Here is a 25480-nt window from a genome sequence, read left to right on the forward strand (position 1 = left end):
GCCGACCTGCGGCTCGGGTGGTATGCCTGGCAGCGGCTCATGAGGTGAGCTCCAGGGCTTCGACCAACGGAATCCCGCCCTCGATCGAGTGCGGGACGCGGCGGCGGTCCGGGGAGCCCAGCGCGGCGGTGAGGTCGCCGCCGTCGTGTTCGGCGAGCAGGTCGGCGGAATCCCAGACCAGCAGGGTGGCGCTCACGGTGTGTTCGGCCGCGGAATGGGCCAGGTCGTAGTGGGCGCAGGCGGGGACGTGGGCGTAGGTGATCCACAGGTCGTAGCCGGTCATGAAGAGGTCGAGGTCGAAATCGACAGACAGGCCGAGGAGTTCGCTCTTGCCGTTGTCGTCGACACCGGCGAAGGCCTCGTCCAGGGCCAGCAGGCGGGGGGCCTGCGGGTCGGCCGAATCCAGCATGACGTGGGCCGCGGCGAACAGGGGCAGGTGCAGGGAGACCGACTGCTCGCCGCCGGAGAGCGCGCTGTGGCGGGCCACCGTGAGCCGGTCCTCGGCGCCGTCGGCGGTGACGATGCTGAACGAGAACACCCGCCAGGTGCGGTAATCCAATGTGGTGGCGAGGATTTCGGGGTAGGAGCGTTCGCGGTGGGCGGCGCGGGCGGCCCGGATCTCGGCGGCGAAGTGGGCGCGGATGGTGGCCAGTTCGTCGGCACCGAGGTCGGTCGTGTCGCGGTCGAGGAGTTTGCAGACCGCGCGGGCCGATTCGGTGAGGTTGTCGGCCAGGACCCAGTGCACCCCGATCGTATTGCCGGAGGACATGCGGCGCTGCTTCATCTCGGCGCCCATCTTGGCGATGAGATCGCGGGCGTCGCAGGTACGTTCGTGGATCTGCTGGGCCAGGCCGGTGAGCAGGGCATCCTCGAGGATGCGGCGCTCGGCGTCGGTGAGCAGCAGCTCCTGGTCGGCGCGGGCGGCCGCGATGCGGTCGGCGAAATCGGCGAGGGTGGCGATGCCCTGGTCGTCGTGGACCTGGACGACGGTCAGGCCGTCGGCGGCGTCCCAGTGCACGCGGTAGTCCTGGTGGGTGGTGGACAGGGCCGAGTCGAACTCCTGCAGCGCGGCGGTGACCGCGCTGCGGGTGGACTTGCGCGCCGACTCCCCGGCTCGCACCGAAGACGTTGCCGCGGCGAGACTTTCGAACAGGGCCGTGACCTCGGCGGGCAGTACCGGGGGCACCGTGTCGGCGGTGGCGGTGCCGATCCGATAGAGCAGCTGGTCGGTGGTCGAGAACGCCGCCTCCGTCGCCGGCCACCGGCTCTCGCCGGCCGCGCCGAGCAGGCTGAGCAGGTCGGGATGCGCGTACGGCGCGAGTTGCCGCACGTCGGTGAGCAATTCGGTGAGCGCGGTGCCCAGGGTGGTGTGCGCGGCCCGGTAGGCGCCCTCGGCGGTGCCGGCCGCCTCGATCGCGTCGGCGGCGGCCTTGCGCGCCGACTTCTGTTCCGCCCGGGCGGCATCGATCCGCTCGCGGGCCTGTTCCAGCTGCCGGTCGATATCGGCGGCGGTGGCGCCCAAGGCTTCCCGCAACGTCTCCAGGGTGCGCAGTTGCTCCTCGTACCCGGTGTTCGCCGCCTCGGCCTCCTCGGCGAAAGCCTCGGCGAGATCACGGGATTCGCTGAGCCGGTCACCGGTCTCCCGCGCGCGCTCGGCTTCACGCTGATGGTCGCCGCGCAGCCGCAGCAGGCCGGTGCCGGTGGTCTCGAAGTGCCGGATCGCGGCCGCGAGCGCGTCCAGTTCGGCGGGGTCGCGGGGCGCGTGCCGCTCGGCGGCGACCGCCCGGACCTTCTTGTCCGCCGCGGCGCCGTCGGCGATCGCCTGATCCAGATCCCGCTCGGCCTGCGCCACCGCATCTGCGCGGGACCGCAGCACCCCGGCCGCCTCGGCCACCGCGCGCAGTGCGGCGGGCACGGCGGTGGCGCGCGGCAGCGCCTTGCCGGCCGCGGTGATCGCGGCCAGCTCGGCGTCGGCAGCCGCCTCCGCCTCACGCGCCGCGGCCTCGGCCGCCTCGCTGTCGGCGATACCGGTGGTCAGTTCCGCGAGCCGCAGGGCGCGGCGCCGGGCCCGGGCCGTCGCGCCGATGAATTCGGCGTGGTCCTTGCCGAATCCGCCGAGCTGCACGCCCTGGCGGAACTTGCCGGTGACGGTCACGGCGGGGGCGGCACTGTCGCTGTCGAGCACGCCGTCGTGCACCGTGATCGAGGCGAGGATGGCCGCGACGACGGTGGGCGGCACGGAACCGGACTCGCCCAGGGCCCGGTCGGTGCCGGTGTCGGGGACCAGGAAGTCGGCCAGGGTGCGGCCCGCCGGTCGGTCGGATTCGGGCAGTGCGACCAGGTAGTGGTCCGAATCATCGTGCGGCAGTGCGGGATCCGGCAGGATCCAGGCGTCGAGCAGATCCGCGGACTGCAGGGCGGCCTCGATCCCGGCGGCCTGTTCGGCGGTGACCGGGTCGGCGAAGCGGACCGCGCGCCACAGCGGCGCACCCGGCCGGGCCGTGCGGTCCGCGGTGCGGGCGAGCGAAGGCGGCGGTGCGTCGTCGGTCTCGTCCGCGATGCGGCGCTGCTCGGCGCGCAGCTCGGCGGTCCGTTCCCGCGCGGCCGCCGCCGCGGCGCGGGCCAGGCGCCGCCGCTCCCGCAACTGCTCGAACAGCGGTTCGGTGTGTTCGCCGAGCACCTCGGCCGGACTGCGGGCCTCGTCGTCGCCCACGTTCGCCAGCGCGGCGTCCAGCGCCTCGAACAGCCCGGTCCGCACCGGGCCGTAACTGTCGCGGTGCAGATCCCACCAATCGCGCAGCGCGGCGGCGGCCCGCGAACGGGCCAGTGCCACACCGGCTTCGGCCTCGGCCAGGGCGGCGGCCGCGGCGTCGCGCCCGGCCGTGGCCCGTTGCCCGGCCCGTTCGGCGCGGGCACGATCGGCACCGGCGGCCTCGACCAGCGACAGCGCTTGGCGCACCGCCCGGACGTCGGCGTCGCGCTCCTCGGCGTGACTGCGGACCGTGGTGATGAGGTGGTCGCCGCGCGCCTGCTCCGGCAGTGCGGCCCAAGCGATCCCGGCCTCCTCGGCCGCGGCCCGGAGTTCGTCCTCGCCGCGGGCCAGGGCCGCGGCGGCCGCGGTCGCGGCGGCGGTCGCACGCTCGGCCTCGTCGGCGCGCTGGGAGACGGCCTGCGCCGCCTTGGTCGCCTTGTCCCGGTGCACCGCCGCGGACGCCTCCAGGCGGCGGACCGCGCCGGCCAGATCGTCGAGCTGCTGCTTGCCCTCGTAGGCGCTGGACCGCTGCAGGGTCTCGCGATCGGTCAGAGCCTGCTCGTAGCCCCGGTCGGCCTCCTCGGCCCGGGCGTCGGCCGCGGTGCGCTCGGCGTCGCGGCGTTCGCGCAAGGCGTCCGCCGCGAACAGCGCACTCGTGGCCGCGGTGACCGCGTCGAGGCGGGCGCGGACCTGATCCACATCCGTTCTGGCCTGTACCGCAAGGTATTTGCGGTACACCGTGAGGAACTTGCGGGTCGCGGTGTCGGCCTGTACCAGGCCCTCCAGCGTGCGCCCGACTTCCTCCATATCGCTGAACGACCGCGCGGCGTCGAGCACCAGCTGGTCGTCGAGCGGGCGCAGCCCGTCGGTGAGCGCCTGTGAGAGGCCGCGCGGGTCCAGGTTCTTGGCCAGCTGTGGCCGGCGCAGCGTCAGAATGAGATTGATCAGCTGGTCGTAACGCTGCAGGCCGAGGCCGAACATGCGGGCGTCGATCGCGGCCCGGTAGTCCACCGGCCGGTCGGTGATGGCGTCGATGCCGATCTGCTCGGCGAGCTGCTTGCGGGTCAGCGGGCGGTCGTCCGGGCCGATCAGCGAGAAGTCGACCCCGACTCGGCCGTCGGCCACGAAGTACCAGCGGGTCACCTTGTCCGAGGATCGGGACGCCCGCATCCCGATCCCGACCGTCACCACCTCCGGCCGTTCCAGTTCGCCGCGCGCGAACTCCATCCACACATACGAGTAGGCCGATTCCTGCTTGCGGTACAGCAGATTCGACTTCATCGTGCGTTCCTCGCCCGCGAACGGGTTGAGCCGCCGCGGCTCGATCCGCCCGTCGAGCACGAACGGGAACAGCACCTCGAGCGCCTTGGTCTTGCCGGACCCGTTGGGCCCGCGCAGGACCAGCCGCCCGTCGGCGAAGCAGAACTCCTGGTCCCGGTAGTCCCACAGGTTGATGATCCCCGCCCGGGTGGGCACGAACCGGATACCACCGTGAATGAGGGTCATCGTCGGAATTCCTTCCCCTGCTGTACCGAACACTCTCGCGCCGCCGACCTCTGCCGTCCCGAGCTGCCTGCCGCGGCAGCACGGTGCGTTTGTTCGCCGGGCTGGGTCGAATCGCTGTGTCGCACTGCGCCGCCGTCGCACGTGGAACCGCCGCTCCGACTCGCCGAGCGATACCGCGCTGCGCTGGCTTGCTGCGCCGCGATTCGCGGCCAGAGGACGCGACCGGTGATCGCCGTGCTCACTGCGACCCCGCCGACGCGGCCGAGGCGAACAGTTCGGTCTCGGCGCGGGTGCGTACGGTGACCACGACGCCGCGATATCGGGCCAGTGCCGGCAGGACCGCGAGACCGTCACCGACCGGTGCGACCAGTCGCAGCCGGGTCAGCAGGCCGACGACCTCGGTCGTCAGCGTCCCGACGTCGGCCTGCCACTGCGCGGCGAAGGTGCTGCCGTAGCGGTCGGCGAGTGCACGGACGGTGTCGGCGACCCAGGCACCGGCTACGACCGGGTATTCGTCCACCGGTGGGTCGGCGTCGTCCGGAACCTCTTCCGGCTCATCGGGTTCGGCGATCGGGGCCGGCAGCGCGTGGCGGGGGAGTGCGGCGTCCAGCTCGGCAGCGGCCGAATAGGTATCGACCGGGAACGGGCAGCGGGGCAGGGGATGGTCGAGATCCTGGACCAGGTCGGCGATTTCACCGATGAGCAGCAGCGCGACCTGGGCGAGCGTGCCGGTGCCCGGGAAACGCACATCGGTGAAGCGACCCGACACATCGATCAGCGCCACACCCTCGGCGCGGCGTTCGGCGCGCAGACCGGTGACCTGCTCGACGTCGGCGACGAGTTGCTCCCCGCCGAGCAGCGCCCGCCCGGTCGCGTCGAGATCCGCGCCGTAGACGACCGGGCGCTCGATCAGCGCCCGGCGCACCGCGCGCGCCGCCTTCGCGGATTCGGTTCCGGCGGAACGGCCCTCGCCGTCCTCGCCCAGCAGATCGGCGACCCCGGCCAGCTGTTGCAGCGCCCGCGACGGCCGGAACAGCGCGAACAACACCGATCGGTCGATGTCGTAGAGGGCCTCACCGGCCGTCGGGTCGGCGGCCCAGCCGCCGGCGTCGCCGTCGGCCAGGGTCACCGCGCCGCGCGCCGCGAGCCAGGCCACCGCGTCGACGAAGGCGTCCCGGTCGCCCGCCCGATCGGTCTCCAGTTCCAGGCCCGGCACCCGGGAGGCGTGCGCGGCGACGTGATCGGCCAACTCGGACAACGTGATCTGATCGCCGGCCCGGCCCAGCGTCGCCAGCGCCAGCGCGAGATAGGCGTAGCGGCGGCGGTCGAACACCCGATCGTGCGGGGTGCGGGCCGGGCGGCCGGTGTCGAGGCGGTCCAGCACCGGGAACAACCGGGCCGTGGTCTCGGTGACCTCGAGCCGGTAGCCGAACAGTTCGGCGAAGTCCTCCCGCAGCTCGGTGGCCCAGCGCCGGATCAGCGGCAGCGCAATGCGATCCGGATAGGTCGCAGTGACCAGATGGTTGGCCAGCAGGACCCGGGCGGCCCGCTGGTAACTGTCCAGGGTGAGCGGATCCATGGTCCGCGCGTGCGTCACGACGACCCCGAACCGGTTCGGCCCCGGGTACTCTCGCGGATCTCGAGCCGCCGGTTGTTCAGGTGCAGCAGGCCGCGCGCGGTGGCCACCACGGTGGAACCGGGATGTTCGCGCACGGTGAGGGTGACACCGGCGTCCGAGCCGCTGGTGCCGGTGCGCCCGCTCACCGGCACCCAGGCCGTGGAGGCGGCGTCGAGCAGCCGCAGCAGGACCTCGGTCTCCCGCTCGTCGAGCACGCGCTCGTCCAGGCCGGCGGCCGCGAGCCCGGCGGCCGCCGCGGCGCGAGTGCGCTGCGCGTCGAGCTGGGCCTGGCGCAGCCGGCGGATCCCGGCGTCGTTGCGCTGGATCCGGGAGGGGGCACCCGGGGTGGGTGGCCGGCCGGTCTCGGCGAGGGTGCGCGCGATCTCCAACGGCGGTGCCTCCCACCAGGATCGGTGCGGCGGGATGATATCGGCGTCGGGGTGGGTGAGGCCCAGATGGCGGGGGCGGCCGAGACCGAACACCACGTCGTAGAGGGCGTGCGCGCTCTCGACGGTGGGCGCGGCGGCGAACCAGCCGGCCAGATGGCGCAGCGCGGATTCGCGGCTGACCCCGCCGCGGCGGGTCTCGGTCACCCGGCGCAACAGCGACAGCACCGCGGCGATGGCGCTCATGGTCGCCTCGCGCAGCCGGTCGGCCTCGGTACCGAGATGCCCGTCGCCGGAATCGGCGGCCGCCACGAACCAGCCGCGCAATCCCTGCCAGCGCGAACGCCAATCGGCGGCGCGCTCGTCCACACCGAGCAGCACGCGCTCGTCGCACGCGCCGGCCCGGGCGATCAGCTCCTCGATCCCGGTGTCCTCGACCGCCGTGATGGCGGCGGCGATCCGGGGCGCGAAACGGGCCAGGTCCATACTGAATTCGCGCATATGGGCCAGCAGGGCGTCCTTGTGGGCCAGGAACGCCTTCGGGGTGGCCTCGGTGGTCCGGACCAGATCGCCCAGGGTGAGATAGAAGTGCGCCGCCCGGTCGGCCAGTTCGCAGAGCGCGGTGTCGAGGCGGTTGAGCACTCGGTACACCCGTTCCGCGTCACCGGCCCGATTGGCCTGGGCGAGCGCCTCCAGATCGGCGAGCAGTTCCGGCAGTACCAGCCGGGACAGGGCCGCTTCGTCGAGGCGGGCGCCCAGCACCTCGGTGACCGTGCGGTACGCGTGGTAGCCGGCCTGGGAGAACTGATACACGAAGTGCCGGTTGCGATATTCGGCCAGGGTCGCGGCGCGGCTGCCGTCGTAGCTGCGTTCCAGCACACCCCACCGATGCAGCTGCTCGAGCAGCGGGCCGACCTCGGTGGCGGTGCGTTGCGGCGCGCCCGGCAGCCGGGTCAGCGTGTCGGCGACCTCGCTGGCGTGCAGCAGAACCACATAGGCGCCGCGCGCGTGATCGAACGCCCGCAGCACCCACAGATATTCGCCGCGCTTGTCCGCGGTCGCGAAGGAGAACAGGCGCAGCCGGTCCTCGGCGGTGGCGGCGTCGATTCCGGCGGGCGCGAACGGAACTCGCGCCCGGCCGTCGAACAGGCCGGCACCGGCAGCGTCGAACAGGGCCGGGTCCGGCGCCGGAACGGCGGCGTCAGCGTATCGCCCGGTATCGGCGGACGGCACAGGTGACGGCGCTGTCGGCGGTTCGGATCCCGGTCGGAGCAATCCCCCAGCGGACTCGGTCACCGGCCCAGAGTAGTACGGTCACCGCCGATCCCGTCGCCGCACCCGCCAGCCGCACACCCAGCCGCACACCCGCCTCAGTCGGCGGCGGGAACCGCCAGCGCCGACCGCTCGACGGTCAGCACGCTCTCGGCGTGGTGTTCGGCGTGGTAGGCCTTACCGCCGCCGTTGAGGCCGAACAACCGCTTCGACCACAACAGCCACACCACCGCGGCCACATTGATCAGGAACGCGCCCAATCGCAGCACGGTCACCTTCTCGGTGAGCTCGTAGACCTCCAGCGGCAGGAAGATACCGGTCGCGATCACCGCGAAGTACTCACCCCAGCGCTGCACCAGCCACAACCCGACCGCCTCGATGATCTCGATCGCGGCATAGGCGGCCAAACCGACGGCCACCCAGGTCAACATGGTCGGCGACGTGGTCCAGCCCTTCTCGATGAAGTGCACGATCTTGGAAGAGTCCGGGTTCCAGCCGATCTGGTCGGCCAGCGGGCGGATCAGCGGCATCTCCCGATCGAACGCGTCCTTCAGCTTGTGCTGGGAACCGCGCACCTTGTACACGCCGTAGGCCAGGGCCAGGAACACCACCCCGCGCAGCACCCGTTCGACGGCCAGGAAACGCATGATCAGCCGGTCGCGCAGCAACCGGCCCGACGGCATCTCCGGGGCATCCTCGGCGGGCCCGCTGCGGCGTGGGTCTCCGAGCACGAAATCGCCGCAGCGCAGGCAGCGCCACGCCTGCCCAGCGGCGGTGTCGACCCGCAGTCGCGCGGCCAGTTCCGGGTGGTCGGTGGGGCCGTAGGTCTCGTGTCCTGACCAGGCGCAGCTGTTGAGCGCGAAATCCATTGCGCGAGACTATCCGGATCAGCAGGTCCGCGCCGAGTCGGCGGTCAACGCGCGCAGCGGTTCGAGATACGCGCGGGTGCGGGGATCGCCGGGGAAGCGCGTGGACAGCTCCTGCGCCGCCTCGCCGGCGATGAACAGCAGCGACGGCAGCGAACGGCGGCGCCCGTCGAGCCCGCGCACGCCCTCGGCCACAGCCAGTTCGAGATCGCCCGCCCGGGCCGCGACCACCGCGAGGGTCAAGTGCGCCTCCGCGACCCGCATCGGGGCGCGTTCCACTCCTTCCGGGCCGACGGCGGTGCGCAGCACCTCGGTCGCGTGGTCGCGGGCGCGACGGTCGTCGCCGGCGACGCGGTAGCAGTCCATGGCGTAGAAGTCGAATTTCTGTGCGTCGGCGGCGAAGTGGTTGTCCAGATCGACCGGTTGCGGCAGATGGTCGAGGACCGCGCGGCCGTGCCGCAAGGCGGTCTCCATGGCGCTGCGGTCCCCGAGCCGGGCCCAGGCCTTGGCCTGCTGGGCGGCCAGCTGGACCGCCGCGGCGGTGTGGCCCGCGGCGGCACCGGCGCTCGCCGCGATCTCGGCCGCGCCGCGCCGGTTGCCCTGGGTCAGCGCGAACCAGGCGGCGAGTTCGGCTGCCCAGGCGACCAATTCGTCGTGTTCGGCCTCCTCGCCCAGGGATCGCGCGGCACACCGGGTGGCCTCCGCCGCGCCGCGATGGCCCAGGTCGTATTCGACACATCCGACCAGCAGCGCCACCCAGCCGGCCAGTTCCAGGACCCGCCGGTGCTGGGCCAGGGTCAGCCGGCCGTCGAGCAGCGAGGTGATCCGGCGCAGCCAGGCCGTGCCCTCGAGCAGCAGGTCGTGCGGTTCCGCACGGGAGTATTCGTGGCACAGCCGGTCGGCGGTGATGGTGATGGCGTCCAGGGTTGCGTCCGAAACGTCCGACATGCGAAGACGACTCACGAATTCGAGCGTGTCCATGCCGGTGGCGGAAAGCAATTCGTCGTCGCGGTTGGGGCGGACCCGCGGGAAGAACGCCGCGGTCACGGTGTCGAAGGCGGCCGAGATCAGTGGCGCGTAGAAGTCGTCGGGGCGCGACTCGCCGGATTCCCAACGGCGCCAATTCCGCAGGAGTGTGTTGTCCGTGGGTAGGTTGTGGTTCGCCTTGGCGCGCATGGCTCGAACGGCATCGGCCTGGGACCAGCCGCGCGCGTCACGTTCGGAACGCATGCGGACTGCCCACACTGGTCGATCGTCTCCCGACGGCACGCTTGTTAGTATCCCACCAGTTAACGCAAGATGGCCCGGATAGGGCACATGGATGTCACCGTCTTGACATCTGCAATTGCATTTGTGCGTACGTCATCCTGTACACGGGCGACGATTCCGGCAGCAGCCGAGTCGGTTTCCCCGTGATCGGCCGAGCCGCGCAGGTGGCCGGAGCCGAGGCCGCAAAGGGTGACTCCCGCGAACGGCCCGGATCATGCGGGAAATGTCCGACAACAGAACAGCGAGTCCCATTACATCCAAACGGAGGTTCGGGTGGAAGCGTTGATCTATGGATACGTGCGTGACGATCTGGCGGACGACCATGTCGCGGAGCTGGAGGACGCCATGTGCACGCTGGCCGCGTCGGAAGGCTTGTGCTTCGCGGCCACGTTCCATGAATCGACTCCGGGCGACGGCACCGCGTTCGCGGAGCTGACCGCCGAGTTGAAACGAGCCGACGCGCACCACGTCGTGGTGCCGTCGTTGGATCACCTTGCCGGGCAGACGATCCCACGCGACCTGCTGATCGCGAAGCTGGCTTCCGAAGCGGCGGCACGGGTTTGGGCCGTCGACGAGCTGTCCCCGCCGACCGCACCGCGGCGGGGCCAGGTGCGCTGAACCGGTACGGGTAGCGCCGGCCGGGTGGCCGGCGCCCACCGCGCTGCCGTCAGATGCCGAAGCCACCCGGGCCGCCGCGGCGGCGCAGGTACTTCTCGAACTCCGCCGCGATCGCGTCGCCGTCGATCTTGGCCATCGCGTCGTCGATGTCGACGGCCGCGTCACCGCGCTCCTCGAGCGAGCGCACGTACTCGGCGATCTCGTCGTCGCCCGCGGTCATCTCGTCGACCGCCGACTCCCAGTCCTCCGACTGGCCGGGCAGCTCGCCGAGCGGCACCTCGATGTCGAGCACGTCCTCCACCCGGTGCAGCAGCGCGATGGTGGCCTTCGGGTTGGGCGGCTGCGAGACGTAGTGCGGCACCGCCGCCCAGAACGAGATGGCCGGCACACCGGCCCGCACGCAGGCGTCCTGCAGCACACCGGTGATCCCGGTCGGCCCCTCGTAGCGGGTCTGTTCGAGGTTGAACCGCTCGGCCGCCTCCTTGCTGTAGGCGGTGCCGGTCACCGGCACGGGCCGGGTGTGCGGGGTGTCGGCGAGCAGGGCGCCCAGGATCACGACCGTCGTCACACCGAGCTGTTCCACCACCTCGAGCAGGTCGGTGCAGAAGCTGCGCCAGCGCATGTTGGGTTCGACGCCGCGCAGCAGCACCACGTCGCGTTCGCTGCCGGGCGGGGAGCACACCGACAGGGTCGTCGACGGCCACTGGATCTCCCGGGTGACCCCGTCGACCTGGCGGACGGTCGGACGGTTCACCTGGTAGTCGTAGTAGTCCTCGGAGTCCAGCTCGGCGAGGGGTTCGGCGTCCCAGATCAGTTCCAGGTGTTCCACGGCTCCACTGGCCGCGTCGGCTGCGTCGTTCCACCCTTCGAACGCCGCCACGAGGATCGGATTACGCAACGTCGGCAGGTCCGGATCGGGTGTTGCACTGGGGTTCACCCGGCAAGCCTACGGTGTAAGGCGGCGGGTCTTCATCGCATATCGAGCGAACGCGCGTGTCGCGCGGCACCGGGCGGGAATCGGGTAACGGCCACGGTTGTCGGGCGTGTGGGGTTCGTGTCGGCGGCTCCCACTACGCTTGGGGGCATGTCTGGGTCCTCTCGCGCCGGGTTCGATACCTCCACATTCGACACCTCACTGCTCGACACGCTCGCGTCGCGTGTCCTGATCGGTGACGGCGCCATGGGCACCATGCTCCAGGCCGCCGATCTCTCGCTCGACGATTTCCGCGGTCTGGAAGGCTGCAACGAGATCCTCAACGAGACCCGGCCCGATGTCCTGCGTCACATCCACCGGGCCTATTTCGAGGCCGGCGCGGACGCGGTCGAGACCAACACCTTCGGCTGCAACCTGTCGAATCTGGGCGACTACGACATCGCCGACCGCATCCGCGACCTGTCCGAGCGCGGCACCCGGCTGGCCCGCGAGGTCGCCGACGAGATGGGACTCACCGCCCACGGCACCCCGCGCTACGTGCTGGGCTCGATGGGCCCGGGCACCAAACTGCCCACGCTCGGCCACACCACCTTCGACGTGCTGCGCGGCGCGTACCTCGAGGCCGCGCTCGGCATGCTCGACGGTGGCGCCGACGCCATCCTGATCGAGACCTGCCAGGACCTGCTGCAGGTCAAGGCGGCGGTGCTGGGCAGCCGCGACGCGATGGCCCGGCTCGGGCGGCGCATCCCGATCATCACCCACGTCACGGTCGAGACCACCGGCACCATGCTGGTCGGCAGTGAGATCGGTGCCGCGCTGACCGCGCTCGAGCCGCTGGGCATCGACATGATCGGCCTGAACTGCGCCACCGGTCCGGACGAGATGAGCGAGCATCTGCGGCATCTGTCCAAGCACGCGCAGATCCCGGTGTCGGTGATGCCGAACGCGGGCCTGCCGGTGCTGGGCGCCAACGGCGCGGAGTACCCGCTGGCGCCGGACGAGCTGGCCACCGCGCTGCGCGGCTTCGTCACCGATTTCGGGTTGTCGCTGGTCGGCGGCTGCTGCGGCACCACACCGGAGCACATCCGGCAGGTCGCGGCCGCGGTCGCCGAGGTGCAGCCCGCGGTGCGGCACCCGGAGCACGAGCCGAGCGTCTCCTCCATCTACACCACGGTGCCGTTCGAGCAGGACGCCTCGATCATGATGATCGGTGAGCGGACGAATGCCAACGGCTCCAAGGCTTTCCGCGAGGCCATGCTCGCGCAGGACTGGCAGCGCTGCGTCGACATCGCCAAGGACCAGACCCGCGACGGCGCCCACATGCTCGACCTGTGTGTCGACTACGTCGGCCGTGACGGTGCGATCGACATGGCCGAGCTGGCCGGTCGCCTGGCCACCGCGTCCACGCTGCCGATCATGCTCGACTCCACCGAGACGCCGGTCCTCAAGGCCGGTCTGGAGAAGCTCGGCGGCCGCTGTGCGGTGAACTCGGTCAACTACGAGGACGGCGCCGGCCCGGAGTCGCGCTTCCAGCAGACCATGGCCCTGGTGGCCGAGCACGGCGCCACCGTGGTCGCGCTCACGATCGACGAGGAGGGTCAGGCCCGCACCGCCGAGAAGAAGGTCGAGATCGCCGAGCGGCTGATCGCCGACATCACCGGCAACTGGGGGCTCGACGAATCCGACATCATCGTCGACTGCCTCACCTTCACCCTGGGCACCGGCCAGGAGGAGTCGCGGCGCGACGGCCTCGAAACCATCGAGGGCATCCGCGAACTCAAGCGCCGGCACCCGAACGTGCAGACCACGCTGGGGCTGTCGAACATCTCCTTCGGTCTGAACCCGGCCGCGCGGCAGGTGCTGAACTCGGTCTTCATGCACGAATGTGTCCAGGCCGGACTGGATTCCGCGATCGTGCACGCCTCGAAGATCCTGCCCATGGCCCGGATCCCCGAGGAGCAGCGCGAGACCGCGCTGGACCTGGTCTACGACCGCCGCCGCGAGGGCTACGACCCGTTGCAGAAGCTGATGGCCCTCTTCGAGGGTGTCTCGGCGGCCTCGTCGAAGGCGTCGCGGGCCGAGGAGCTGGCGGCGCTGCCGCTGTTCGAGCGGTTGGCCCAGCGCATCGTCGACGGTGACCGCAACGGCCTCGAGGCCGACCTGGACGCGGCCATGACCGAGGTCCCGCCGCTGCAGATCATCAACGAGACCCTGCTGTCGGGCATGAAGACCGTCGGCGAGCTGTTCGGGTCCGGCCAGATGCAGCTGCCGTTCGTGCTGCAGTCCGCCGAGGTCATGAAGACGGCGGTGGCGTACCTGGAACCGCACATGGAGTCCACCGACGACTCCGGCAAGGGCCGGATCGTGCTGGCCACCGTCAAGGGCGACGTGCACGACATCGGCAAGAACCTGGTCGACATCATCCTGTCCAACAACGGCTACGAGGTCGTGAATCTCGGCATCAAGCAGCCGATCGCCACCATCCTCGACGCCGCCGTGGACAAGAAGGCCGACGTCGTCGGCATGTCCGGCCTGCTGGTCAAGTCGACGGTGGTGATGAAGGAGAACCTCGAGGAGATGAACGTCCGCGGGGTGGCCGACCAGTTCCCGGTGCTGCTCGGTGGTGCCGCGCTGACCCGCGCCTACGTCGAGAACGACCTCGCCGACATCTACGCCGGTGAGGTGCACTACGCACGCGACGCGTTCGAGGGCCTGCGGCTGATGGACGAGATCATGACCGTCAAGCGTGGCGGCGGGCTCGACCCGGACAGTCCGGAGGCGATCGCCGCCAAGGCCAAGGCGGCCGAGCGCAAGGCCCGGCACGAGCGGTCCAAGCGCATCGCGGCCGAGCGCAAGGCCGCCGAGGTGCCCGTCGAGGTGCCGGCGCGGTCCGACGTGGCGGCCGACCTGCCGGTCCCGGTGCCGCCGTTCTGGGGCACGCGCGTGGTGAAGGGCCTGCCGGTCGCCGAGTACTCGGGCATGCTCGACGAGCGCGCGCTGTTCCTGGGGCAGTGGGGCCTGCGCGGCCAGCGCGGCGGCGACGGGCCCGATTACGACGAACTGGTGGCCGCCGAGGGCCGGCCGCGGCTGCGGGCGTGGCTCGACCGGCTGTCCACCGAGGGTGTGCTGCAGCACGCCGCGCTGGTGTACGGCTATTTCCCGGTGGTTTCCGAGGGCGACGATGTGATTGTTCTCACCGAGCCGAATCCGAATGCGGCCGAACGGGTTCGATTCACCTTCCCACGGCAGCAACGGGACCGATTCCTGTGTATCGCCGATTTCGTGCGTTCCCGCGAGCTGGCGGTACAAACGGGCCAGGTCGATGTGCTGCCGTTCCAGCTGGTCACGATGGGTCAGCCCATTGCCGACTTCGCGAATCGCCTGTTCGCCGAGAACAATTACCGCGATTACCTGGAGGTGCACGGCATCGGTGTGCAGCTCACCGAGGCGCTCGCCGAATACTGGCACCGTCGTATCCGCGAAGAGCTTGTGCTGGAAGGACATTCGGTCTCCACGGAGGACCCGGCCGACGTGTCGGAGTACTTCAAGCTCGGATATCGTGGCGCGCGTTACTCGTTCGGCTACGGCGCGTGCCCGGAGTTGGAGGATCGTGCGAAACTTGTCTCGCTGTTGGACGCCGGGCGCATCGGTGTGACCTTGTCCGAGGAGTTGCAGTTGCATCCGGAGCAGTCCACGGATGCTTTCGTGCTGCTGCATCCGGAGGCGAAATACTTCAGCGCATAGGTTGATTCAGGTTCGGGCTCCGCACGCATTCGCAGGGCGGCTCGGCGTGTGAGCTCTCAGGAGGGGTGCAAGACGATGACGGCAGACCGGCTGATCGCGGGGCGGTATCGGCTAGTCGATCCGGTCGGTTCGGGGGCCATGGGAGTGGTCTGGCGCGCGGAGGACGTGCGGCTGCGACGCACCGTCGCGGTCAAGCAGCTGCTGCTTGCGCCCGGCCTGACCAAGGCGCAGGCGCTGGAGGCGAAGCTGCGCGCGATGCGGGAGGGGCGGATCGCCGCCCGCCTGCACCATCCCAACGCCGTCACCGTCTTCGACATCACCGAGGAGGACGGCCAGCCCTGGCTGGTCATGGAGTACGTCGACGCCCGCAGTCTCGCCGCCCTGATGCGCGACGAGGGCAAGATGGAGCCGCAGCAGGTCGCCGACATCGGTGCCAAGGTCGCGGCCGCGCTGGCGGCCGCGCACACGGCCGGAATCGTGCACCGGGACGTGAAACCGGCCAATATCCTCGTCGCGGACAACGGCACGGTGAAGCTGACCGACTTCGGCATCTCCCGGGCCACCGGCGATGTCACCGTCACCTCGACCGGATTCCTGGCCGGTACCCCCGCCTACCTGTCGCCCGAGGTGGCCCGCGGTGAGGACCCGGAGCCGTCGTCGGACGTGTTCGCGCTGGGTTCCACGCTGTACGCGGCAGTGGAGGGCGCGCCGCCGTTCGGTGAGGGGGAGAACCCGCTCGCGGTCCTGCATTCGGTGGCCGGCGCCGACGTGCCGCAGCCGGTGCGGGCCGGCGCGCTGGGCCCGGTGCTGATGAGCCTGCTGGCAGCCGACCGCGCGACGCGGCCTACCGCACTCGAGGCGCAGCGGGAACTGGAGGCGGTCGCCGAGGGCCGGGCGCCTTCCGCGACGCTGGTGCTGCCGCAGCCGAAGGAGCCCGCCGCCGACGAGACCACGGTCCTGCCCGGCGGCACCGCGGCGGCCGAGCCGGCCGCGGCCGCGGCGCCGGTCCCGGTGGCGGCGCCGAACTCGCAGCGCACCACCGTCGTGATGCTCACCGTCGCGGTGGGGGTGCTGGTGGTGGTGCTGGGTGTCGTTCTGGTGATGCGCAACGGGTCCGACGGCCCGCAGGTGCAAGCCTCGGCGACGTCGACGGCACCGCCGGTCGCGCCGCTGCCCGCCGATTCCGGGTCGGCGACGTCGCCCGCGACGACGGCGGCGACGACCACCGCGGCGCGTCCGACCACGACGACCACCTCGGCCACGTCCACGTCCGCGTCCGCGTCGGCCACCTCCACCACGACCACGACCACCTCGGCCGCGCCGATCCCGGTGGCGGCCAACGCTGCCGGTTTCGTCGCCGGGTACTACGGCATGCTTCCGGGCAACGTCGGTGGCGCCTGGTCGATGCTGTCGCCGTCGTATCAGTCGGCGGCGGGCGGTTACGGCAGCTACCAACAGTTCTGGGCGCAGTTCGCGGCGGTCGCCGTCTCCGGCCTGAACCAGAACGGTGACACCACCTCCGGCACGGTCACCTACACCTACAAGAACGGCTCGACCACCTCCGAGCACCGCTGGTTCCGGGTCGGCAACGACGGCAGCGGGCACCAGGTGATCCTCGACTCGCAGATCGGCTGAACTCCGATGACCGAACTCGCCGGGGTGCTGTGGGACATGGACGGCACGCTGCTGGATTCGGAGAAGCTCTGGGACGTCGCGGTCCGGGAACTGTCGCTGGCGCTGGGCGGCCCGCTGACCGAGGCGACCCGGCACGCGCTGGTCGGTGCGCCGGTCCTGGATTCGCTCGTCACGGTGTTCCGGGCGGTGGGCCGCGAGCCCACACCCGCCGAGCTGGACGAGGCCGCCGCCTGGCTCGAGGCGCGGGTCAGCGAGTTGATGGACGGGCCGATCCCGTGGCGGCCGGGCGCCCGGGAGGCGCTGGCGGCGGTGCGGGCGGCCGGTGTCCCGATGGCGCTGGTCACCAATACGAATCGGTCGATCACCGAGCTGTCGCTGAACACGCTGGGGCGGGAGTGGTTCGCGGCCACGGTCTGCGGCGACGAGGTGTCGGCGCCCAAGCCCGCCGCCGACCCGTACCTGCGCGCCGCCGAGCTGCTCGGTGTCGACCCGAGTGCCTGTGTGGCCGTGGAGGATTCGATCAACGGCAGCCGGTCGGCGGTCGCCGCCGGCTGCGTGGTGCTGGTGGTGCCGTGCGAGATCGTGGTGCCGCCGGCGCCGGGAATCGTGTTCCGCGACACGCTGATCGGGCTCACGGTCGCCGAATTGGCCGGCCGGGTGGACCGGATCGCGCTGGGGTGACCCGCTAGCTACTGCTCGACGTAGCGGGACAGGATCCGGGTGTACTCGCTGAACAGCGGCTGCGCGAAGATCTTCGGGTTCTTGCTGTAGCTCAGCGAGAACTTGGGGCAGGTGGCCTGCGGGTTGCCCGCGAGCCGGTCGTGCCCGATCTCGTGGCCGGTGGCGGATTCGAAGATCGTCACCAGGTAGCTGGCCTGGAACAGCGGTACCGAGCGGTCACCCATCGGGCAGTCGGCCAGGAAGCTGCCGTCGTCGTCGCGGTCCATGCAGGCCACCAACTGGACGTTGCGCGGGTTCAGGTCGTCGCCGGACCATTCGGTGGCGCGGTCGGCGGGCAGCTTGTCGGGGCGGACCATGGTGTCGGTGCTGTCCTCGATGAACAGCGCCACGGGGTGCGGTCGCGCCCCGCGGTAGGCGGAGGTCTGCGGATAGAACTGGCGGGCCATCCGCCCGGCGCAGGCCTGCTGCAGGTCCGCCAGCTGGCGCACGTCGCCGACGTGCTGCTTGGGCGCGAAAACCGTCCAGTAGGCGGCATAGCCGAGCAGCAGCGCCATGATTCCCGCCACACCGACGAGGATGAACTTCCGGTAGCCGGCGGGGACCAGGAGCACGAACCAGATCGTGGGCGGCGCCAGCGCGATGAGCCCGAAGATGGTGCCGAATTCCGGACTGCCGCTGCTGTAGTCGTAGTAGGCGACCGAGCCGGCGACCAGGAACACCAGCAGCATCGCAGTGGCCACGGATTCGCCTCCACAACAACGATGCCCGGTTCACGGGCCGTGGGGGCGTGGAACCGGTGGAACAGGATCCGAGTCAGTCTACCGGTCCGGTTCAGGCCGAATGTCGCAGTGGCGCACGGGCGTATCGAAATCACGGTAGGTCGCGGAACTATGTCGATGCGCTATTACCGGTGGTGTGCCTGCCGGTTGCCGATCCGGCGTCCGTGCCGCTTCTCCGGCCGAAATCGATGCGGCCGAATTCCGGTGTGTCCATTCGGTGCCCATATGCGGCCTCGTGAAACCTCCTGCCGCCGATGCTGTCCGGATTCCGCGAAAGTCGCACATTTCGAAAGTTGCTGTGATGTACCGGCCCGCATGGGTCGCATGCCGAATCGCGCCGATATCTCGCGAACGGGAGGCGGTTTCCGGCCGTTGCCGTCAGAATGGCTTTATGACGTCGAGTGCGGGGCAGGTGACGGGGGTTGGCTCGGAAGACGGGGCAGCGCAAGGGAATCCGGGTGGAATCGGTCATCTGGTAGATACCGACCGGTACCCTCTCGAGGCGGGAGCGGCCGGACGCGCGGCGGTGCTGGACCGCGCTCGGGCCGAATTGGCAGCCGACGGCTGCTGCATTCTTCCCGGATTCGTCCGGGCCGAACTTCTGGAAAAGTTACGCGCGGAAGGCGAATTACTCGCGCCCCACGGCTATTACACGGTGGAGCGAGTCAATGCCTACAACATTCCGCTGGACGCCGAGCTGCCCGCGGATCATCCGGCCCGGATCGTGATGGAACGCGGTAACGCGTTCGTTGCCCGGGATCTCATTCCGGCGACGGCGCTCATCGAAGTGCTGTACTCGCACGAACAGTTCCGGCGATTCGTGGCCGACTGTTTTGGCCTGGCCGAACTGCACGAATACACCGACCCGCTCGCCGGTCTGGTACTGAACGTGGTGTCGCCCGGTATGTCGCATCCATGGCATTTCGACACCAACGAATTCACCGTCAGCATGCTCACCCAGGAGCCCGAATCCGGGGGAGTCTTCGAATACTGCCCGGCCATTCGCTCGCCGCAGGCGGAGAACCTCGCCGACGTCCGGCGGGTGCTCACCGGCTCCGGCGACGACCTGATCCGCCGGATCACGCTGCGCCCCGGTGACCTGCAGCTCTTCCAGGGCCGGTTCTCCCTGCACCGGGTCTCACCGGTGGCGGGCACGCGGCAGCGGCACACCGCGATCTTCGCCTACAGCGAACAGCCGGGCGTCATCGGCGCCGTCGAACGCACCCGGCAGTTGTTCGGGCGCGTTCTCCCGGCTCATCTGGCCGCGACCGGAAATTCGGTTCGCGGCGATCAATTGCTCGACTGAGAGGGGAATCCCGTGACGGTTTCGCTGGACACCACCGGGAAAGCGTCGTTCGACGACATCTACGAGCGGCCCGATCCTCGCGACTATTACCGCCGAATGTCCGAATTGGACTATCGGATACCCGAATTGGCCAAACCGACCTTCCAGAAGCTGATCGAGGACTGGCGCACCGACACCGGCGCCGCGCCCACCGTGCTCGACATCGGCTGCTCCTACGGGGTCATCGCGGCCCTGCTGCGGCTGGACACCACCGTCGAGTACCTCAGCGAGCACTATCGCGACGGCGACACCGCCACGCACATCGCCCGGGACCGGGAACTGCTGGCCACCCGCGATCTCCTGCCCGACGTGCGGTTCATCGGCATGGACATCGCGGCCCCGGCCCTGGAGTACGCGACCGCGGCCGGCCTGCTGCACGACTACGTGCACGCCGATCTGGAGTCCGGGGAGGCGACCCCGGCGCAGCGGGAACTGCTGGCGTCGGCCGATCTGGTCGTCTCCACCGGCTGCGTGGGCTACGTCACCGAGCGCACGCTGCTGCAAGTGGCCAGGGCCTCGGGACAGCGCCTGCCGCGGATGGCACACTTCGTACTGCGCATGTTCAGTTTCGAGCCGATGGCACGGCAGCTGGCCGACCTCGGGTACCGGATCGAACGGGTGCCGGGTACCTTCCCCCAGCGCCGATTCGCCTCCGAGGCCGAGCGCGATCAGGTATTGAAGTCGTTGCACGCCAAAGGAATCGACCCGACCGGCTGTGAGGCCGACGGGTGGCTGCATGCGGAGCTGTTTCTGTGTGTGCCCGATGAACCCGCCCGTGCCTGAAGACCCGTAACCTGCCCCCCTTCTTCGAAGAGGACAATCAGTGACAGTGTCGACCTGGACCGACCTTCCCGATACCGGCGAGGGCACCTTCGCCTTCGACGACCAGCTTCCCCGTGTGCCGTTGCCGACCCTGGACGACAGCTGCGCGCGCTTCCTGCGCTGGTGCGCACCGCTGCTGACCGAGGCCGAGTACGCCGAGACCGAGCGGGCGGTGGCGGATCTGCTGCGCCCGGACGGCCCCGGCCGCATCCTGGCCGCGGATCTGGAGCGTTTCGACGCCAAACCCGGCGTGGGCAGCTGGCTCGACGAGTTCTGGCCCTCCCGGTATCTGGGCCGGCGCGACCGGATCGCATTGAACGCGAACTTCTTCTTCCACTTCCGCGACGACACACCGCTGGCGCGGTCGACCTCGGCCGAGCAGGCCGACCGCGCCGCGGCGCTGATCACCGCCGCGGTGAACTACAAGCTGGGCCTCGACGTCGAGGCGATCCCGCCGGCGACCCAACGGGGTACGCGACTGTCCATGGCGCAGAACAAGTTCCTGTTCTCCGAGACCCGGATCCCGGGCAGCCCACAGGATTCCGTGCGCGTGCCCTACACCGACGAGTGGCCCGGCCCCTCGCGGGCCCGCCACATCGTGGTGCTGCGCCGCGGCGCCATGTTCCGCTTCGACGTGATCGGGGCCGAGGGCGTGCCCTACGCCACCGCCGACCTCGCCGCGGGACTGCGGGAGATCCTGAGCGCGGTGCGTGAGCCGGTGCCGACCGACCTCGCCGCCGGGCACCTGACCACCTTGGCGCGGGCCGAATGGGCCGGTGTCCGTACGGAACTCGCCGCCGACCCGGTGAACCGGGCCGCGCTGGACACCATCGAGACCGCGCTGTTCTGCGTCTGCCTCGACGACGTCGACCCGGCCGATCTGCAAGAGTCCTGCGACGCGCTGCTCGCCGGTGACAGCGGCAACCGCTGGTTCGACAAGGCGGTGTCGTTCGTGGTGTTCGGCAACGGCGACACCGGGATCAACGTCGAACACTGCGGTCTCGACGGCACCACGATCCTGTCCTTCGTGGACATGCTGCTGGAGTCCGGCGTGGCCGACCACGCCGAACGGTCCGGCGCGCGCGAGCAGGGCGTGCCCGCGTACGAGCGGATCGAATTCGCGTTCAACCCGCTGCAGCGGGCGACGGTCGCGTCCGCGGCGGCCGCCTTCGCGCAGTTCGCGGCCGACAACGCCACCCTCACCGTGTCCTTCCCGGACTTCGGCACGGACAAGGCCAAGTCGCTGCGCATCTCGCCCGACGCGTTCGCCCAGCTCGCCTACCAGCTCGCGCACCGGCGCAGCAAGGGCCTGACCGGCGCGACCTACGAGTCCATCGCCACCCGGCAGTACCGCAACGGCCGTACCGAGGCGATGCGGGTCGTCACTCCGGAGATGGTCGCATTCGTCGACACCATGGATGACCCGGCCGCAGACGCCGCCGGCAAGCTGGCCGCGCTGCGCACCGCCGCCGACGCCCACGTCGAACGGGCCAAGGAGTGCCAGCGCGGCGATGCCCCCGAGCAGCACCTGTGGGAGCTGCAGTGGATCCAGCGCCGCCGCGGTGAACAGCTCGGCGCCACCGAGCCCATGCCGTTCTTCGACAGCCCCGGCTGGGTGATCACCCGGGACGACTACCTGAGCACCAGTTCGGCGCCGTCGAAGAACATCCACTACTTCGGTTTCGGCTGCACCAGCCCGAAGTGCATCGGCATCGCGTACGTGCTGCTGCCGGACCGGTGGAACCTGTACCTGGCCACCCCGACGGCGGTCGAGCACGAGATGCACGAGTTCGCGGCCCAGTTGCGGATCGCCGCCACCGAGCTGACCGAACTGCTGAGCGGAGAGTAGGGACTCGTCGGCACCCGGCCGCCGGATTCGATTCGGTGGCCGGGTGGCCGGTGGGAATCGCTGCCGCTGCTGCGGATCACTGTCGTGTGGCCTGGGTAACTCGCCGGGTACGGTCGGAATCGGTGTCCTCGGTGACCGCCGCGACGGTTAGCTGACCGGTGGCCGCGCTCGGCTGCCCGCGAATCGGTCAGGGGTGGCGGTCCGGCTAGTATGAACGCCCGTGAAGACTTTCGAAACCTTGTTCGGCGAGCTGCAGGATCGTGCGGTCAACCGGCCCGAAGGGTCCGGGACCGTCGCGGCGTTGGACGCCGGGGTGCATGCGCAGGGCAAGAAGGTTCTGGAGGAGGCCGGCGAGGTCTGGATCGCCGCCGAGCACGAGAGTGACGAGCACCTGGCCGAGGAGATCTCGCAGTTGCTGTACTGGGTTCAGGTGCTGATGGTGGGCCGGGGTCTGCGGCTCGAGGACGTGTACCGACATCTGTGAGCCTGCCCCGCGCGCTCACCGATCACACCCCCGGCGGTGCCGGGCACACACTCAGCTTGTCCGGAAAGGACACCACCTCCGATGCTTCGCGTTGCCGTACCCAACAAGGGTGCCCTGTCCACTTCTGCCGTCGAAATCCTGTCCGAGGCGGGATACCGCAAGCGCACCGATTCGCGTGACCTGTCGGTGCTCGACCACAACAACCAGGTCGAGTTCTACTTCCTGCGGCCCAAGGACATCGCCATCTACGTCGGCTCGGGTGAGCTGGACCTCGGCATCACCGGCCGCGATCTGGCGCTGGACTCCGGCGCCCCCGTACAGGAGCGGCTGCAGCTGGGCTTCGGCCGGTCGGCGTTCCGCTACGCCGCGCCCGCGGGCCGGGAGTGGAAGGTCGAGGACCTGGCCGGCAAGCGCATCGCGACGGCGTACGCCAACCTGGTCCGGTCCGATCTGGCCGCGCGCGGGATCGAGGCCGAGGTGATCCGGCTCGACGGCGCGGTGGAGATCTCCATCCAGCTCGGCGTGGCCGACGCCATCGCCGACATCGTCGAATCGGGCCGCACGCTGCGCCAGCACGGGCTGGCCCCGTTCGGCGACCCGCTGTGCGACTCGGAGGCGGTGCTGATCGAGGCCGCCGGCGCCGACCACGACGACAAGGGCCGCAATCAGCTGGTCGCTCGCATCCAGGGCGTGGTCTTCGCGCAGCAGTACCTGATGCTGGATTATGACTGCCCGAAGGCGCTGCTGGACGAGGCGGTGCGGATCACCCCGGGCCTGGAGTCGCCGACGGTGTCCCCGCTCAACGACCCGGCCTGGGTCGCGGTGCGCGCGCTGGTGCCGCGCAAGCAGGGCAACGGGGTCATGGATCAGCTCGCCGAGCTGGGCGCCAAGGCGATCCTGGCCACCGACATCCGCTCCTGCCGCGCCTTCTGAGCCGTCACTGCGCCGGGTACGGCGGCGTCGTGCCGCCGAACGCGGGGCACAGCGGCTGGAAGTCGCAGAAGCGGCAATAGGTTCCTGGGTTCGGCGGGAAGTCGCCGGACTCGCGGGCGGCGCTGACGGCCCGCCACAGCGCGGCCAGGATCTGCTCGAATCGCAGCAGTTCCGTGCGGTCGGGCGCGTAGGTGAGGATCTCGCCGTCGGCCAGGTAGAGCAGGCGCAGCTGGTCGGCGAGGATGCCGCGGGAACGCAGCAGGATCAGCGCGTAGAACTTGAGCTGGAACAGGGCCGCGCCCTCGCGTTCGGTGCTGGGGGTGCGGCCCGTCTTGTAGTCGACGATCCGCAGCTGCCCGGTCGGGGCGACGTCGATGCGGTCGACGTAGCCGCGCAACGGGGTGCCGTCGGCGGTGGTGGCCTCGACCAGTTCCTCGCGCGACTGCGGGTCGAACGCGGTCGGGTCCTCCAGCCGGTAGTAGCCTCGGACCAGCCGATCCGCTTCGGCCACAAAGGAATCGGTGTCGCCGTCGTCGAGCACCTCGGCCAGGCGCGGCTCCTGCGCCAGCAAACGGGCCCAGGTCGGCGCCACCAGGGCCGCAGCGCGCTCGACGTCGCGTTCACTGCTGGGTAGCTCGTAGAGCGACTCGAGGACGGCGTGGACGACGGTGCCGCGCACCGCATATCGCGACGGGCGCTCGGGAATCCGGTCGACGGCGCGGAAGCGGTATTTCAGCGGGCACTGCTTGAAATCTATTGCCCGCGAAGGCGACAACGCCGGCGCGCGTTCCTCGGTGGCGTCCGGGGCCGGGGTAGTCGTCGGTGACGTGGACATACCTGGCAGGCTAACCAGAGGTACCGACAAACACGCAGAACGGAGATCCATGACCGCCAGACCGACCGGCCCCTTCAGCGCCGGCGACCGGGTGCAGTTGACCGATGCCAAGGGCCGCAAGCATACGGTCGTCCTCGAGGCGGGCAAGGAATTCCACACCCACAAGGGGCTGATCCAGCACGACGATCTGATCGGCTCCGACGAGGGCTCGGTGGTGCAGACCGTCAACGGGACCCCGTACCTGGCGCTGCGGCCGCTGCTCACCGACTACGTGCTGTCCATGCCGCGCGGCGCGGCGGTCATCTATCCCAAGGACGCCGCCCAGATCGTGCACGAGGGCGACGTGTTCCCCGGGGCCCGGGTGCTGGAGGCCGGAGCCGGTTCCGGCGCGCTGACCTGCTCGTTGCTGCGCGCGGTCGGTCCCGAGGGCAAGGTGATCTCCTACGAGATCCGGGACGACCACCTGGTGCACGCGGTCCGCAACGTCGAGAAGTTCTTCGGCGAGGTGCCGCCGAACTGGGAGTACAAGCTGGCCGACCTCGCCGACTACGACGGCGAGCAGGTCGACCGGGTGGTCCTGGACATGCTCAAGCCGTGGGACGCGCTCGACGCGGTCGCGAAAGCCCTGGTCCCGGGCGGTGTGCTGGTGGTGTACGTGGCCACGACAACCCAGCTGTCGGAGGTGGTGGAGGCCCTGCGCCGGCAGGCGTGCTGGACCGAACCGCACGCCTGGGAGTCCATGGTCCGGCCGTGGCACGTGGTGGGGCTCGCGGTGCGTCCGGAGCACCGGATGCAGGCGCACACGGCGTTCCTGGTCAGTGCCCGCCGCCTGGCCGACGGCGCGGTGGCGCCCAAGCCGCAGCGGCGTCCGTCGAAGGGCTGACGAACGAGCCGCCCGACGGGCGTTCCGTCCGATCTGTCCGGGCGGTTCGACCTGCCGCGACGGCCCCGGCCGGGGCCGTCCGCTGGCGGCGAACACCGATCGCCGGAATCTGTCGGTGGCGCATGCTGGAATGGTCGTAACGGCATGCGGCACTGCCGAAAATCCGTACCCCGGGTGGGTCGGCCCGGGCTACCATCGGCCACTCGGCAGCTGACCGCCGCTGAGATGTGATCACGAAGAAACCATGTCGGAAAGCGCAAACGGTTCGC

At 70.4% G+C, this 25480-nt stretch carries 18 protein-coding genes; 10 read left to right on the plus strand and 8 right to left on the minus strand.

Annotated elements, in window-relative coordinates; translation table 11 throughout:
• Positions 1-37: 37 nt before the first annotated feature.
• From EBN03_RS14965 to EBN03_RS14985, 5 genes are all read right to left on the minus strand, one after another.
• The gene (locus tag EBN03_RS14965) at positions 38-4258 is read right to left on the minus strand and encodes a TIGR02680 family protein (RefSeq protein WP_122188628.1); all 4221 of its coding nucleotides are present in this window, start codon (positions 4256-4258) and stop codon (positions 38-40) included.
• 238 nt (positions 4259-4496) lie between these two features.
• The gene (locus EBN03_RS14970; protein WP_122188629.1) at positions 4497-5837 is read right to left on the minus strand and encodes a TIGR02678 family protein; all 1341 of its coding nucleotides are present in this window, start codon (positions 5835-5837) and stop codon (positions 4497-4499) included.
• Positions 5838-5851: 14 nt separating this feature from the next.
• Entirely contained in the window at positions 5852-7342 is a 1491-nt protein-coding gene (locus EBN03_RS14975; RefSeq protein WP_122188751.1) for a TIGR02677 family protein, read from the minus strand.
• Positions 7343-7632: 290 nt separating this feature from the next.
• The gene (locus EBN03_RS14980) at positions 7633-8403 is read right to left on the minus strand and encodes a DUF2127 domain-containing protein (RefSeq protein WP_122188630.1); all 771 of its coding nucleotides are present in this window, start codon (positions 8401-8403) and stop codon (positions 7633-7635) included.
• 18 nt (positions 8404-8421) lie between these two features.
• Entirely contained in the window at positions 8422-9630 is a 1209-nt protein-coding gene (locus EBN03_RS14985) for an XRE family transcriptional regulator (protein ID WP_199742775.1), read from the minus strand.
• Between the two features lie 312 nt (positions 9631-9942).
• On the opposite strand from EBN03_RS14985, the gene EBN03_RS14990 reads away from it, so the two are divergent.
• Positions 9943-10287 carry a hypothetical protein gene (locus tag EBN03_RS14990; protein WP_122188631.1) on the plus strand — a complete coding sequence of 115 codons (345 nt, stop codon included), beginning with the start codon at positions 9943-9945 and terminating at the stop codon, positions 10285-10287.
• Positions 10288-10336: 49 nt separating this feature from the next.
• Here the strand turns inward: EBN03_RS14990 and EBN03_RS14995 are convergent, their stop codons facing one another.
• Positions 10337-11224: a PAC2 family protein gene (locus tag EBN03_RS14995; protein WP_122188632.1), complete on the minus strand. Its 888-nt coding sequence runs from the start codon at positions 11222-11224 to the stop codon at positions 10337-10339.
• A 147-nt stretch (positions 11225-11371) separates the two neighbouring features.
• Between EBN03_RS14995 and metH the strand changes: the two genes are divergently transcribed.
• From metH to EBN03_RS15010, 3 genes are all read left to right on the plus strand, one after another.
• Complete coding sequence (gene metH / locus EBN03_RS15000; protein ID WP_122188633.1) at positions 11372-14965, plus strand: methionine synthase; 3594 nt, start codon at positions 11372-11374, stop codon at positions 14963-14965.
• A 75-nt stretch (positions 14966-15040) separates the two neighbouring features.
• A complete protein-coding gene (locus EBN03_RS15005) occupies positions 15041-16600 on the plus strand; it encodes a serine/threonine-protein kinase (protein WP_122188634.1) in 1560 nt (519 codons plus the stop codon).
• 6 nt (positions 16601-16606) lie between these two features.
• On the plus strand, positions 16607-17281 hold the full coding sequence (locus EBN03_RS15010; RefSeq protein WP_122188635.1) for an HAD family hydrolase: 675 nt from the start codon (positions 16607-16609) through the stop codon (positions 17279-17281).
• 8 nt (positions 17282-17289) lie between these two features.
• Here EBN03_RS15010 and EBN03_RS15015 read toward each other — a convergent pair whose 3' ends face one another.
• Positions 17290-18021, minus strand: a complete 732-nt coding sequence (locus EBN03_RS15015; protein ID WP_147471596.1) for a hypothetical protein — start codon at positions 18019-18021, stop codon at positions 17290-17292.
• Positions 18022-18586: 565 nt separating this feature from the next.
• On the opposite strand from EBN03_RS15015, the gene EBN03_RS15020 reads away from it, so the two are divergent.
• The 5 genes from EBN03_RS15020 (at position 18587) to hisG (ending at position 23493) form a co-directional block, all read left to right on the plus strand.
• Complete coding sequence (locus tag EBN03_RS15020) at positions 18587-19366, plus strand: HalD/BesD family halogenase (protein WP_456093812.1); 780 nt, start codon at positions 18587-18589, stop codon at positions 19364-19366.
• A gap of 12 nt (positions 19367-19378) precedes the next feature.
• Positions 19379-20188 carry a class I SAM-dependent methyltransferase gene (locus EBN03_RS15025; RefSeq protein WP_122188637.1) on the plus strand — a complete coding sequence of 270 codons (810 nt, stop codon included), beginning with the start codon at positions 19379-19381 and terminating at the stop codon, positions 20186-20188.
• Positions 20189-20228: 40 nt separating this feature from the next.
• On the plus strand, positions 20229-22076 hold the full coding sequence (locus EBN03_RS15030) for a choline/carnitine O-acyltransferase (RefSeq protein ID WP_233608396.1): 1848 nt from the start codon (positions 20229-20231) through the stop codon (positions 22074-22076).
• Positions 22077-22296: 220 nt separating this feature from the next.
• Positions 22297-22560, plus strand: a complete 264-nt coding sequence (locus EBN03_RS15035) for a phosphoribosyl-ATP diphosphatase (protein WP_122188639.1) — start codon at positions 22297-22299, stop codon at positions 22558-22560.
• Positions 22561-22641: 81 nt separating this feature from the next.
• The gene (gene hisG / locus EBN03_RS15040) at positions 22642-23493 is read left to right on the plus strand and encodes an ATP phosphoribosyltransferase (RefSeq protein WP_122188640.1); all 852 of its coding nucleotides are present in this window, start codon (positions 22642-22644) and stop codon (positions 23491-23493) included.
• A gap of 4 nt (positions 23494-23497) precedes the next feature.
• On the opposite strand, the gene EBN03_RS15045 is transcribed toward hisG, so the two are convergent.
• On the minus strand, positions 23498-24328 hold the full coding sequence (locus EBN03_RS15045; RefSeq protein WP_122188641.1) for a RecB family exonuclease: 831 nt from the start codon (positions 24326-24328) through the stop codon (positions 23498-23500).
• Positions 24329-24377: 49 nt separating this feature from the next.
• On the opposite strand from EBN03_RS15045, the gene EBN03_RS15050 reads away from it, so the two are divergent.
• The gene (locus tag EBN03_RS15050; protein ID WP_122188642.1) at positions 24378-25211 is read left to right on the plus strand and encodes a tRNA (adenine-N1)-methyltransferase; all 834 of its coding nucleotides are present in this window, start codon (positions 24378-24380) and stop codon (positions 25209-25211) included.
• Positions 25212-25480: the final 269 nt, after the last annotated feature.

The sequence above is a fragment of the Nocardia stercoris genome (genome assembly GCF_003696265.1).
GTDB lineage: Bacteria > Actinomycetota > Actinomycetes > Mycobacteriales > Mycobacteriaceae > Nocardia > Nocardia stercoris.

Coding starts and splice junctions, on each gene's coding strand:
- EBN03_RS14965 (WP_122188628.1), bottom strand. CDS start 4,258: ATGACCCTCATTCACGGTGGTATCCGGTTCGTGCCCACCCGGGCGGGG.
- EBN03_RS14970 (WP_122188629.1), bottom strand. CDS start 5,837: ATGGATCCGCTCACCCTGGACAGTTACCAGCGGGCCGCCCGGGTCCTG.
- EBN03_RS14980 (WP_122188630.1), bottom strand. CDS start 8,403: ATGGATTTCGCGCTCAACAGCTGCGCCTGGTCAGGACACGAGACCTAC.
- EBN03_RS14985 (WP_199742775.1), bottom strand. CDS start 9,630: ATGCGTTCCGAACGTGACGCGCGCGGCTGGTCCCAGGCCGATGCCGTT.
- metH (WP_122188633.1), top strand. CDS start 11,372: ATGTCTGGGTCCTCTCGCGCCGGGTTCGATACCTCCACATTCGACACC.
- EBN03_RS15005 (WP_122188634.1), top strand. CDS start 15,041: ATGACGGCAGACCGGCTGATCGCGGGGCGGTATCGGCTAGTCGATCCG.
- EBN03_RS15010 (WP_122188635.1), top strand. CDS start 16,607: ATGACCGAACTCGCCGGGGTGCTGTGGGACATGGACGGCACGCTGCTG.
- hisG (WP_122188640.1), top strand. CDS start 22,642: ATGCTTCGCGTTGCCGTACCCAACAAGGGTGCCCTGTCCACTTCTGCC.
- EBN03_RS15045 (WP_122188641.1), bottom strand. CDS start 24,328: ATGTCCACGTCACCGACGACTACCCCGGCCCCGGACGCCACCGAGGAA.
- EBN03_RS15050 (WP_122188642.1), top strand. CDS start 24,378: ATGACCGCCAGACCGACCGGCCCCTTCAGCGCCGGCGACCGGGTGCAG.